Source organism: Microlunatus antarcticus (assembly GCF_014193425.1).
In the GTDB taxonomy this organism is placed as follows: Bacteria; Actinomycetota; Actinomycetes; order Propionibacteriales; family Propionibacteriaceae; genus Microlunatus; species Microlunatus antarcticus.
This window is the reverse complement of sequence record NZ_JACHZG010000005.1, coordinates 25,177-36,685: the sequence shown is the minus strand read 5'-3', so window position 1 is coordinate 36,685 and position 11,509 is coordinate 25,177. Positions and strand designations below refer to the sequence as shown.

General features: G+C 72.7%; 14 protein-coding genes. 6 read left to right on the top strand and 8 right to left on the bottom strand.

All coding sequences use genetic code 11. The features are described from left to right. From FHX39_RS19205 to pta, 5 genes are all read right to left on the bottom strand, one after another. The coding region (locus FHX39_RS19205; protein WP_183342246.1) for a lysophospholipid acyltransferase family protein at window positions 1–613 on the bottom strand (613 nt) is incomplete at its 3' end. Window positions 614–709: 96 nt separating this feature from the next. Further along, the gene (locus FHX39_RS19200; protein WP_183342244.1) at window positions 710–1,477 is read right to left on the bottom strand and encodes an SDR family NAD(P)-dependent oxidoreductase; all 768 of its coding nucleotides are present in this window, start codon (window positions 1,475–1,477) and stop codon (window positions 710–712) included. A gap of 27 nt (window positions 1,478–1,504) precedes the next feature. Next, complete coding sequence (locus FHX39_RS19195; RefSeq protein WP_183342242.1) at window positions 1,505–1,711, bottom strand: hypothetical protein; 207 nt, start codon at window positions 1,709–1,711, stop codon at window positions 1,505–1,507. A gap of 67 nt (window positions 1,712–1,778) precedes the next feature. Then, window positions 1,779–2,930, bottom strand: coding sequence for an acetate kinase (locus tag FHX39_RS19190; protein WP_183342240.1), 1,152 nt, complete (start codon window positions 2,928–2,930; stop codon window positions 1,779–1,781). Further along, complete coding sequence (gene pta / locus FHX39_RS19185; protein WP_183342238.1) at window positions 2,930–5,008, bottom strand: phosphate acetyltransferase; 2,079 nt, start codon at window positions 5,006–5,008, stop codon at window positions 2,930–2,932. The genes FHX39_RS19190 and pta overlap by 1 nt, the downstream gene beginning before the upstream one ends. Before the next feature lie 119 nt (window positions 5,009–5,127). On the opposite strand from pta, the gene FHX39_RS19180 reads away from it, so the two are divergent. Then, complete coding sequence (locus FHX39_RS19180; protein WP_183342236.1) at window positions 5,128–6,651, top strand: serine/threonine-protein kinase; 1,524 nt, start codon at window positions 5,128–5,130, stop codon at window positions 6,649–6,651. A gap of 6 nt (window positions 6,652–6,657) precedes the next feature. Here the strand turns inward: FHX39_RS19180 and FHX39_RS19175 are convergent, their stop codons facing one another. From FHX39_RS19175 to FHX39_RS19165, 3 genes are all read right to left on the bottom strand, one after another. Next, window positions 6,658–7,464: a deoxyribonuclease IV gene (locus tag FHX39_RS19175; RefSeq protein WP_183342234.1), complete on the bottom strand. Its 807-nt coding sequence runs from the start codon at window positions 7,462–7,464 to the stop codon at window positions 6,658–6,660. A gap of 31 nt (window positions 7,465–7,495) precedes the next feature. Next, window positions 7,496–8,053: a DUF805 domain-containing protein gene (locus FHX39_RS19170; protein WP_183342232.1), complete on the bottom strand. Its 558-nt coding sequence runs from the start codon at window positions 8,051–8,053 to the stop codon at window positions 7,496–7,498. 68 nt (window positions 8,054–8,121) lie between these two features. Then, the gene (locus FHX39_RS19165; protein WP_183342230.1) at window positions 8,122–8,385 is read right to left on the bottom strand and encodes a hypothetical protein; all 264 of its coding nucleotides are present in this window, start codon (window positions 8,383–8,385) and stop codon (window positions 8,122–8,124) included. Window positions 8,386–8,537: 152 nt separating this feature from the next. Between FHX39_RS19165 and FHX39_RS19160 the strand changes: the two genes are divergently transcribed. The 5 genes from FHX39_RS19160 to rplI all read left to right on the top strand — a co-directional run bounded on the left by FHX39_RS19160 (window position 8,538) and on the right by rplI (window position 11,491). After that, window positions 8,538–9,434, top strand: a complete 897-nt coding sequence (locus FHX39_RS19160; protein ID WP_183342228.1) for a GNAT family N-acetyltransferase — start codon at window positions 8,538–8,540, stop codon at window positions 9,432–9,434. 187 nt (window positions 9,435–9,621) lie between these two features. Continuing rightward, window positions 9,622–9,912 carry a 30S ribosomal protein S6 gene (gene rpsF, locus FHX39_RS19155; protein ID WP_183342226.1) on the top strand — a complete coding sequence of 97 codons (291 nt, stop codon included), beginning with the start codon at window positions 9,622–9,624 and terminating at the stop codon, window positions 9,910–9,912. Between the two features lie 134 nt (window positions 9,913–10,046). Then, the gene (locus tag FHX39_RS19150) at window positions 10,047–10,637 is read left to right on the top strand and encodes a single-stranded DNA-binding protein (protein ID WP_183342224.1); all 591 of its coding nucleotides are present in this window, start codon (window positions 10,047–10,049) and stop codon (window positions 10,635–10,637) included. 144 nt (window positions 10,638–10,781) lie between these two features. Beyond that, window positions 10,782–11,030: a 30S ribosomal protein S18 gene (gene rpsR, locus FHX39_RS19145; RefSeq protein WP_183342222.1), complete on the top strand. Its 249-nt coding sequence runs from the start codon at window positions 10,782–10,784 to the stop codon at window positions 11,028–11,030. A 14-nt stretch (window positions 11,031–11,044) separates the two neighbouring features. Next, a complete protein-coding gene (rplI, locus tag FHX39_RS19140; RefSeq protein ID WP_183342220.1) occupies window positions 11,045–11,491 on the top strand; it encodes a 50S ribosomal protein L9 in 447 nt (148 codons plus the stop codon). Window positions 11,492–11,509: the final 18 nt, after the last annotated feature.

The window sequence follows — 11,509 nt, the reverse complement described above, 5'->3', positions numbered from 1 at the left end:
TGGAGAAGCCCATGACGGACTCGCCGTCGTCGGGCCGCATCGGCTCGCCGAAGTTCACGTAGACGGGCGGCTTGCCCTTGCCCGGCCAGGTCTTGCCGTAGGGCATCGCCTCGGACGCGCCGTAGAGCGCGATCGGGAGGCAGGGCACGTCACGGCTGATGCAGAGGGCGGCGGCGCCGGGCTTGAAGTTGCCCATCTCGCCGGTCCGCGAACGGGTGCCCTCGGGGAACAGCAGGAGCGGCACGCCGTCGTCGAGCAGGCTGGTCGCGAGGCCGCGTCGGCCGCGCAGGCCCGAGCGGTCGACCGGGAACGCGTTGAAGAACAGCGCCGTCAGGCCCTTGCGCCACCACACGTCGAAGAAGTAGTCGGCCGCGGCACCGGCGGCGACGTAGCGGCCGAGCTTGCCCGGCAGCGCGCCGATGATCAGCGGGGCGTCGAGATGGCTCGAGTGGTTGGAGACGGCGACGTACGGCCCGTGCATCCCGTCGAGGCGCTCGGCGCCGAGGACGGTGACGTCGGCCTTGTGCCAGATGAAGGGCTTGAGCAGCCCGTGCTGCGCCACGAACCGGGCGCCGGCGATGACCGGCGAGGTGTAGCGGCTTCGGCTCGACACGTCGATCACCCTATCGGACTTGTGCGTTCACGCCCCGTTCACGCGGGTGCGACACGGACGGTTCGTCGCGGAGGTCCGCGCGGATGCCGGGACGGGTCAGTGGCGGCTGGAGGAGAGCCGGCGCGAGGCGGCCCGGACCGCGGAACGCGGCGCGTGCCGGACCGCGAACATCAGTGCCCGGTAGCGCCGCGACGGGATCGACACCACCGCGCCGCGGGCCACGTCGGCCAGGCACTCCGCGACGAGCGCGTCGGCGTCCAGCCACAGCGGCGCGGGGATCGAGGAGGTCCGGATGTCGGCCCGCTGGTGGAACTCGGTCCGCACCCAGCCCGGGGCCAGCGCCGTCACGGTCACGCCGGTGCCGGTGAGCTCGTTGGCGAGCGACTCCGAGTAGGTCATCGCCCAGGCCTTGACCGCCGAGTAGGAGCCCATCGCCATGTACCCGGCGGTGGAGGCGACGTTGACGATCGCTCCGTGGCCGCGCTCGCGCATGGCCCGTCCGGCCGCTCCGCCGAGGACCAGCACGGCGGTGACCATCACGTCGATCGCGTGCTCGTGCGGCGCCGGGTCGGGGTCGGTCAGGCGGTGGTGGACGCCGAAGCCCGCGTTGTTGACCAGCAGGTCCACGGGCCGGGAACTGTCCTCCAGGCGGGCGGCGACCCGGAGGACCTGGTCGCGGTCACCGAGGTCGGCGGGGAGGACCTCGACGGCGACGCCGTACGTGGCGCGCAGCTCGGCGGCCGAGGCCTCGAGGCGCTCCCCGTCACGAGCGACGAGGACGAGGTCGTCACCGCGGGCGGCGAGCTGGCGGGCGAAGGCCGCGCCGATCCCGGACGTCCCGCCGGTCACCAGGGCTGTGGGCATGCGCCCCACCCTACGGAGCGGCGAGGATCAGTCGAGGTCGCCGGCGCGGGTGCCGTGGGCGAAGGCGATGACGAGGATCAGCAGCGTCCCCATCATGGCGACGGCCCCGAAGCTCACGATCTTGTACGGCACCGGGACGACGTGGTCGTACGGCGTGGTGGCCAGCCCGAAGATGCCGACGCCGAGCGCGACGATCCCGATCGCGAGCCCCAGGCCCAGGATCACCTTGCGCATGCTTGTCCTCGCTCCGCTCGTGTCTGCCGGGTCGTCACGCTAGCCGATCCACCGCTGCGGCCGCTGCTCACGTCGGCCCGTCGAGCAGCGCCGCGGCCTGGCGGGCGATCTCGAGCTCCTCGTTGGTGGGCACGACCAGGACGGTGACGGGCGAGCCGTCGGGGGAGATGACGCGGGCCTCGCGCGACGGGGCCTCGTTGCGCCCCGGGTCGACCGACAGCCCGAGACGGCCGAGGGTCTGCAGGACCCGGGCCCGCAGGACCGGTGCGTTCTCGCCCACGCCGGCGGTGAAGGTGAGGACGTCGAGCCCGCCGAGGACCGCGGTGTAGGCACCGACGTAGTGACGCAGGCGGTGGACGTAGACGTCGAGGGCCAGCCCGGCGTCCTCGTCCCCGGCGTCGGCCCGCGAGAGCACCTCACGGAAGTCGTTGACCCCGGCCAGGCCCTTGAGGCCGGACCGCTTGTTCAGCATCGCGTCGATCTCGGCGACCTCGAGGCCCGCGGCGGAATGGAGGAACGAGAAGACCGCGGGGTCGATGTCCCCGGACCGGGTGCCCATGACGAGACCCTGCAGCGGCGTGAGCCCCATCGAGGTGTCGATGGCGACGCCGCCCGCGATCGCCGAGGCCGAGCAGCCGTTGCCGAGGTGCAGCACGACCTGGCTGAAGGAGTCGAGCGGTCGGCCCAGGAAAGTGGCCGCCGCGCGCGAGACGTAGCGGTGCGAGGTGCCGTGGAAGCCGTAGCGCCGCACCCGGTGGCGCTCGCGCACGTCCTTGGGGATCGCGTACGTCGACGCCGCGGCCGGCAGCGAGGTGAAGAAGGCCGTGTCGAAGACCGCGACCTGGGGCACGTCGAACGCGGCCCGCGCGGCCTCGATGCCCGCCAGGGCCCCGGGGTTGTGCAGCGGCGCGAGGGGCACGAGGTCGCGGATGTCGGCGATCACGGCGTCGTCGACGAGCACGGGGTCGGAGAAGTCCGGCCCGCCGTGCACGACGCGGTGCCCGACCGCGCGGAGCCCCGTACGGTCCACGCCGGCCTCGGCGAGCTGGTCGGTGACCACGCCCATGGCGGCCCCGTGGTCGGGGACGTCGCTGCCGTCCTCGCCGATCCGCTCGACGAGGCCCTTGGTCAGCACGTCGGCCGTCTCGGGGACCACCACCTGGAACTTCAGCGACGACGACCCGGCGTTGAGGACGAGGATCGCGCTCTCCGCGGCCATCAGCTGTCCTGCGCCTGGATCGCGGTGATGGCCACGGTGTTCACGATGTCCTCCACGAGCGCTCCGCGCGACAGGTCGTTGACGGGCTTGTTCAACCCCTGCAGCACCGGGCCGATCGCGACGGCGTGGGCGCTGCGCTGGACGGCCTTGTAGGTGTTGTTGCCCGTGTTGAGGTCCGGGAAGATGAAGACGGTCGCGTGCCCGGCGACCGCGGAGTCCGGCAGCTTGGTCCGGGCGACGTCCGGGTCGACGGCGGCGTCGTACTGGATCGGTCCCTCCAGGGCCAGGTCGGGGGCCCGTTCCGCGACCAGCGCGGTGGCCGCCCTGACCTTCTCCACGTCGGCGCCCGAGCCGGAGCTGCCGGTGGAGTAGGAGAGCATCGCGACGCGCGGGTCGATGCCGAACTGACGCGCCGTCGCGGCCGAGGAGATCGCGATGTCGGCCAGCTGCTCGGTCGTCGGCTCGGGGATCACGGCGCAGTCGCCGTAGACCAGGACCCGGTCGGCCAGGCACATCAGGAACACGCTGGAGACCGTGCTGACGTCCGGCTTCGTCTTCACGAACTCGAGCGCCGGCCGGATCGTGTGGGCCGTGGTGTGGACGGCCCCGGAGACCATGCCGTCGGCGAGGCCGAGGTGGACCATCATCGTGCCGAAGTAGGACACGTCGGTGACGACCTCGCGGGCCCGCTCGAGCGTCATGCCCTTGTGGGCCCGGGCCTCGGCGTACGCGGCCGCGAACCGTTCCACGAGCGCCGGGTCGGTGGGGGACACGACCGTGACCGCGTCCAGGTCGAGCCCGAGCGCCGACGACCGGGCGCGGACGGTGTTCTCGTCGCCGAGCAGCGTCAGGTCCGCCACGCCCCGGCGCAGCAGGATGTCGGCCGCCGTGAGGATCCGGTCGTCGCCGGCCTCCGGCAGCACGATGTGCTTCCGGTCGGACCGCGCGCGCTCCATGAGCTGGTGCTCGAACATCAGCGGCGTGCGGACCTCGGAGGCGGAGACGTCGATCGCGGCCAGCAGCGCGGCCTGGTCGACCTGCTCGGAGAACAGGCGCCGGGCCGTCTCGATCTTGTTCGGCGAGTCCTTGCTCATCGGGCCGCGCACCCGGAGCAGCCGCTCGGCCGTGGTGAACGTGCCCAGGTCGGTGAGCGCGATCGGCAGGTCGGACTGCACGCCGTCGGTCAGGCGGCGGATCGTCTCGGGCAGCTCGTAGCCGCCGGTGAGCAGGATCCCGGCCAGCGTCGGGAACGTCCCCGACTGGTGGGCGAGGAGCAGCCCGGGGATCAGGTCGGTCCGGTCGCTCGGGGCGATGACCGCGACGTCGGGGCGCAGGCGGGAGAGCACGTTCGGCAGGCTCATCGCGGCCACGATGATGCCCATGGCCTCGCGCCCGGTCCACGCCTCGCTGCCCAGCACCAGGTGGCCGTCGGCCGCCTCCACGAGGGCGGCGAAGGTCGGCGCGGAGAGCTGCGCGCTCTCCGGGAGGGCGGCGCTGAGCAGGTCCGTCGAGTGGGCCAGCGCCTCGCGGACGGCCTCCAGCTCGTCGGGCTCGACCCGGTTGGCGACGACCGCGACGGCGGTGGCGTGGTTGGCGCGGAGCTCGGTCAGCGCGCTCTCGGCCGCGGCCTGCACCTGGCTCGGCGTGCGCCCGCGGCCGTGGACGACGAGGACCACCGGGGCGCCGAGGTTCGCGGCGATCTTGGCGTTGAAGGAGAGCTCCGTGCCGGTCGAGACGTCGGTGTAGTCCGACCCGAGCACGACCACGACCTCGAAGCGCTCGCTCACGCGGCCGAAGCGTTCGACGATCTCGTGCAGCGCCTCGTCCGGGTCCTCGCGGGCGAGGTCGTACGTGACGCCGATCGCCTCGTCGTAGGTCTGCTCGACGCCGGGCTGCGACACGAGGAGCTCGACGATCAGGTCGCGCTCGCCCGCCCCGGGGTGGGCGCCGACCGTGGTCAGGGGACGGAACACCCCGACCGAGCCGACCTCGCGGACGAGGGCGTCGAGCAGGCCCAGTGCGACGGCCGACTTGCCCGTCAGGCCCTCGGACGACGCGACGTAGACGCTGCGGCTCACGGGACGAGAGGCTACGGGGCGAGCCCGACGAGGGCGAGAACGGATATCCAGCCTCAGTTTCCGCTGCGGTTTGTCCCTGGTCGGAAACACCTCCGGTCGGTTCCACCTAATCTGTCCGGGTGGTGAAGACGCCGCGACTCGGGGGACTCACGGACTGGCGACCGCTCGCCCGTGGGGGCTTCGCCGTGGTCTGGGAGGCTCACCAGCAGTCGCTCGACCGCCAGGTCGCGGTGAAGATCATCACGCGCAAGCTCGACAACCCCGAGGAGCGCGAACGGTTCCTGCGGGAGTCGAGCGCCGCGGGCCGGATGTCCAGCCACCCGGGCATCGTCACGGTCCACGACGCCGGGCTGCTCGACGACGACCGCCCGTACCTCGTCATGGAGCTGTGCACCGGCGGCTCGCTCACCCGGCGGCTGACGCCGGAGAACCGCCAGAGCCAGGAGTGGGTGCGCGACCTCGGCGTCCGGATCGCCGACGCGCTCGCCGCCGCCCACGACCAGGGCGTGCTGCACCGCGACGTGAAGCCCGCGAACGTGCTCATCGACCAGTACGGGCACGCCGGCCTGGCCGACTTCGGGCTCGCGGTGATGACCGACGGCATGGACCTCGAGGAGCGGCTGGAGGCCCTGACCCCCGCGTACGCCCCGCCGGAGGCCTTCGCCCCGCACACCCCGACCGCGAGCGGCGACGTCTACTCCCTGGCCGCCACGCTCTACGCGCTGCTCTGCGGCCACGCGCCCCGCGCCGTGGACCCCGGCGACGCCGAGCCCGACCTGACCGCGGCCCAGGTCGTCATGGCCCACCTCGACGACCCGGTCGAGCGCCTGCCCGACGTCGACCCCGCCCTGATGGACGTCCTCATGGAGGCGCTGGACGACGACCCCTCGTCCCGGCCCACGGCGGCCACGTTCCGGGACCGGCTGGCGGCGCTGCCGCTCGGCGCGCCCGCCACGCCCGTCCTGCCGCAGCTCGACGAGCCGCTCGTGGACCAGCAGTCCCCGCAGCCCCCGGCGCCTGCGACAGCCCCGGCGGCCCCGGCGGCCGAGCCCGTCGCGAGCCCGACCACGACGCCCTCCTGGCGGCGCTGGCCGGTCCTGGCGGCGGCGGGTCTGGTGCTGCTGCTCGTGGTGGCACTCGCCGTCGCGGTCTCGGGTGGCGGAGGTGTGGCGGCCGGCCCGGTGCCGGCCACCGGTCCGTCGACGGACGTCGCCTCGAGCGCCGCGGCCAGCCCGTCGGCCGCGCTCCTCGCCGGGTTCAGCGACTGCAGCGGAGCCGTAGGTCGACCGGCGCAGTGCGCGCCCGAGCCGCCCCAGTGCTGGGGCAGCCTGACCTCGGCCTTCGACTCGCTCACGGTCGCGTCGCCCGCCGGCTGCGACCGCAGCCACATCTACCAGACCTTCGCGGCCGGGACCCTGGCGTCGCCGGCCATCCGCCAGTCGCAGATCGACGAGGACGCGGGGGCGACGGCGACCTGCACGGCCGAGCTGGTGAACTCGATGCTCCCCGCCGGCCAGCGGCGTACGAACTGGGAGGTGTACGGCATCCCGGCCCAGAGCGCGTCGCCGGACGACGACGCCTACTTCCTCTGCGTGTTCGGGCGCGGGACCCGGGACGCACCGCTGACGCTGACGGCGCCCTAGTCGTCCCTAGCCGGTCGCGGCGAGCCGGGCCCGGAGCCAGGCGAGGTCGGCCGACTGGCCGTCCACGCCGCCCGGGGTCTCCACGACCACCGGGGCGCCGGCCTCGCGGACGATCGCGACCAGCGCGTCGGGATCCACCTGGCCCTCGCCGAGGTTGGTGTGCCGGTCCGCCCCTGAGCCGGCGGCGTCGCGGGAGTCGTTCGCGTGGACCAGGTCGATCCGGCCGGTGATCGCACGGACCCGGTCGACGAGACCGTCGAGGTCTTCGCCGGCCGCGTGCGCGTGGCAGGTGTCGAGGCAGAAGCCGACCCCGGCGCCGTCTCCGTCCTCGACCGCGTCCCAGAGCTGGTCGAGCCGGTCGAGGTGGCGGGCCATGGCGTTGTCGCCGCCCGCCGTGTTCTCGATGAGCAGCGGGACCTTGAGGTCGAGGCGCTCGACGCACTTGCGCCAGTTGTCGATGCCCGTGGCCGGGTCGTCGGCCTTGAGCACGTGACCGCCGTGCACCACGAGCCCGGCGGCGCCGATCTCGGCGGCCGCGTCGAGGTGCTGCTGCAGGAACTTGCGGCTCGGGATCCGGATCCGGTTGTTCGTGGTCGCGACGTTCAGCACGTACGGGGCGTGGACGTAGAGCGCGATGCCCGCGTCCGTCGCGGCCTGGCGCAGCGCCGGCGCACCGCCCTCGAAGGCGACCTGCGGCCCCTTCCACGCCTGCGGGTCGCCCAGGAAGAACTGCGCGAGCTGGGCGTCACGGGCCTGGGCCTCCGCGACCGGGTCGAGCTGGTCGCCGTGGGCGCCGGCCTGCAGGTCCGTCATGACCGCGAGGCTAGCCGCGGGCTCGGACGGCTCAGCCGCGCGGCTGCTCGTCGTAGCCCTGCTGGGGCGCGTAGCCCTGCTGCGGTGCGTAGCCGCCGTACGGGAGGCCGTACGGCTGCGGCTGGCCGGGCGGTCCGTAGCGGACGGCGTTCGGCGAGGTGGGCAGGATGCACATGATCAGCGGGATGAGGCCGGTCACCAGGCCGAGGAGCAGGAAGAGCCCGCTGAAGCCCGCGTCGTGCAGGCGGCGGCAGGCGACGGCGATGGTCGGGAGCAGCACCGCCAGGTAGAAGACCCCGACGAGCGCGAAGGCCACCGCGGCCGCGGGGCTCGGGGCGCCGTCCGAGGAGGAGGACGCGGTCGCCGTCGCGAGGACCGCGCCCGGCACGACGAGGACCAGGGCGCCGCCGACGACGAAGAGGTACCAGAACCAGAACTCGGCCCGGCTCGCGCGACCGGTGAAGGTGGCGTACTTCTTGAAGCCGCGGCGGACCGCGCCGGTGAAGCCGATCGCGTAGTCCGGCAGCGTCAGATCGGTGCCGGGGCTCGCGTCGGGGCCGCCGTGGGGGTGGGGTGCGTAGGTGCTCAAGACGACCTCGTGAGGGTGGGGGCATGACCGTGGCGGGACCCGACGTCGGGTCCCGCCGCGGGCAGACGTCAGTTGGTGCCGGTGCCGTACATGCCGGCGAGCGCACCGGTGGCGTTGAGGATGACGCTCAGCACCATGAGCACCGCGGCGATGATGATGCCGGCGAGGGCCAGGTTGTTCTTGTAGCCGACGGCCTTCGACTTGTTGTACGCGATGATGCTGATGATCAGCCCGGCCAGGCTGCACAGGAACGCGAGGACGAACCCGACGATCGTCAGGGTGCGGTTCGGGTCCGCAGCGGCGGGCGGGGGCGCGGCCTGGTAGTAGGCCATGGCTGTTCTCCTGTGGGTCTCGGACGACTGAGGGCAGCGAGCGTAGCGGCTGAGCAGGTCGTCCAAGGCGTTATCAACAGGCCCTTCCCATCGTGATCCAATCTTGATCTGGACCGGGGAACCCGCCTCCCGGCCACCCCAGGAGGTCACGGATGATCACGGCCCGACCGCTCGAGCGGTCCGACCTGGCGGCGGTCGTCGACCTGCTCCAGGCGTACGACCGCCAATGGTTCGGCGAGCCGGTCTTGGGCGTGGAGGACGTGCGCTCTGCCTGGGAGGCGCCGGCCTTCGACCTGGCGACCGACAGCGAGGGCTGGGACGAGGACGGCGAGCTCGTCGCCTTCGGCACGCTCGGTGCGGCGGCCGAGGTCGAGCTGGCGGTACGCCAGGACTGGGCCGGGGCCGGGCTGGAGGACGCGGTCCTGGACCGCTGGGAGACCGAGGCGCGTCGGCGCGGTCTCGACAAGCTGCGACGCGACCTCCCCGCGACCGACGACGAGGGCCGGGCCCGGCTGGAGGCGCGTGGCTGGACCGTCGAGCGCACCGGGTGGATGCTCCGGCTCGACCCCAACACTCCGGTGCAGGAGCAGGACCTCCCCGACGGCTACGCGGTCCGTCCGCTGGCCGAGCCCGACGTCCCCGCCGCCTACACCGTGATCAGCGAGGCCTTCGCGCGCTACGGCTTCCGGCGCACGTACGCCGACTGGCGCGCCGGCACGGTCGACCGGGCGGACCTCACGCTCGAGCACGGCCGGATCGTGACCTGGCGCGACGAGGTAGTCGGCGTCTGCCTGGTGATCGACCCCGCCCCGGGCGGCGGGTCTGCGTCGGATGCCGAGGCCTGGGTCCCGCAGGTGGCGGTCGACGAGGGGCACCGGCGACGGGGGCTGGCCCGCGAGCTGCTGGCCCGGACGGCGGTCGCCGCGCGGGGGCGCGGGGTGCCGCGGCTGGCGCTCTACACGAACGGGGACACGGGTGCGCTGGGCCTCTACGAGCGCTTCGGCATGGAGGTGCGGCACACCCTCGTCGAGTGCAGCCTGACCCTCTGAGCGGCCCCCGACGCCGGGGCCGCCGTGCGATTGGCCCTCAACCGCACGTGACGGGTATCTTGGTCGGCTGGTGCCGCGTCCGCGCGGTGCCTCGGCCCGGCCCCTCGATGGGGCTCGGGTCAAGCAATCGCCCTCCTGCCACGGGGACGTCCCGTGGCCGCAGAGACCAGAGGAGGTGGAGTTCGCGATGCGCCCTTACGAGGTCATGGTCATCTTCGACCCCGACACCGACGAGCGTCAGGTCCAGCCGACGCTCGAGAACCACCTGAACGTCATCACCAAGGCCAACGGCACGGTGAACAGCCTGGAGGTCTGGGGTCGGCGCCGTCTGGCGTACGAGATCCGGAAGAAGTCCGAAGGCATCTACGTCGTGCTCAACCTCTCGGCCGAGCCGGCTGACGTCAAGGAGCTCGACCGTCAGTTCACGCTCAACGAGTCGATCATGCGCACGAAGGTCATCCGCACCGACGCGCACTGATCGTCGATCCACAGGCCGTTCTCGCGTGGTGGCGTTGTCCACAGGTCCACCACGCGACGGGCCAGATGTCAGTCCCGACTGGCACTCTGACCTGAGCTGATCCCCGGACGACGCACGAGACACACGGAGCACCCATGGCAGGCGAGACACCCATCACGCTCATCGGCAACCTGACGGCCGATCCCGAGCTGCGCTTCACCCCCTCGGGGGCGGCGGTCGCGAACTTCACCGTCGCGTCCACCCCGCGCACGTTCGACCGGCAGACCAACGAGTGGCGTGACGGTGACGCCATGTTCCTCAGCTGCGCCGTCTGGCGTCAGGCTGCCGAGAACGTGGCCGAGTCGCTGCAGAAGGGGATGCGCGTCATCGTCTCCGGACGGCTGAAGTCGCGCAGCTACGAGACCCGCGAGGGTGAGAAGCGCACGGTCTTCGAGGTCGACGTCGACGAGATCGGCCCGGCGCTGCGCTACGCGACCGCCAAGGTCACCCGCACCTCCAGCGGAGGCGGCGGGGGCAACGGTGGTGGCGGTGGCGGCGGCGGCCGTCCCTCGGGCGGCGGCGGGGGCAACTCCGGCGGCGGCGGCTCGTTCGGGGGCGACCCCTGGGCGACCGGCGGCGGGGGCAACTCCGGCGGCGGCTCGCGCGGCGGGCAGTCCGGCGGCGGCCAGTCCGGCGGCGGGGACGACCCGTGGGCGACCCCGCAGAACGACGAGCCCCCGTTCTGATCAGCACGGCCAGTACGGCCAGCACGGCCTGATCGACCCAGCCTTCGTCCGGCGCACGCCGGACGACAGGCATGAACCAGCACCACACGGACCATTCCGGCTCGCGGGCAGAACCGCAGCCGGGCTCGGAAGGAGAGCACCACAATGGCCAACGACCGCGATCGCTCCAGCAAGCGCGAGAAGCCGATCAAGAAGAAGTCGAACCCCCTGCGCAAGGGGCAGATCATCGACTACAAGGACACCGCGACCCTGCGGAAGTTCATCTCGGAGCGTGGCAAGATCCGCGCCCGCCGTGTGACCGGGCTGTCCGTCCAGGACCAGCGCAAGGTCGCCATCGCCATCAAGAACGCCCGCGAGGTCGCGCTGCTGCCGTACGCCTCGACGGCTCGCTGAGAAGGGGGACGACGATGAAGCTCATCCTCACTGCCGCCGTGGACAACCTGGGACTCGCCGGCGACGTCGTCGAGGTGAAGGACGGCTACGGCCGCAACTACCTCGTGCCCCGCGGGTTCGCCCTGCGCTGGACGCGTGGCGGCGAGAAGCAGATCGACGGCATCAAGCGCAGCCGTGACGCCCGCGAGATCCGTGGCCTCGACCACGCCACCGAGGTGCGCGGCCAGATCGAGGGCCTCGAGGTCACCCTGACCGAGCGGGCCGGCGAGAACGGCCAGCTCTTCGGGTCGGTCACGGCCGCCGAGGTCGCTGCCGCGATCAAGAAGTCCGGGGGGCCGTCCGTCGACCGCCGCTCGGTGCGGATCGAGAAGCCGATCAAGTCCGTCGGCACCCACACCGTGGGTGTCAAGCTGCACGACGCGGTCACCGCGCACGTCAAGCTCACGGTGAACGCGGCCTGACGACACCTCGACGGGCAT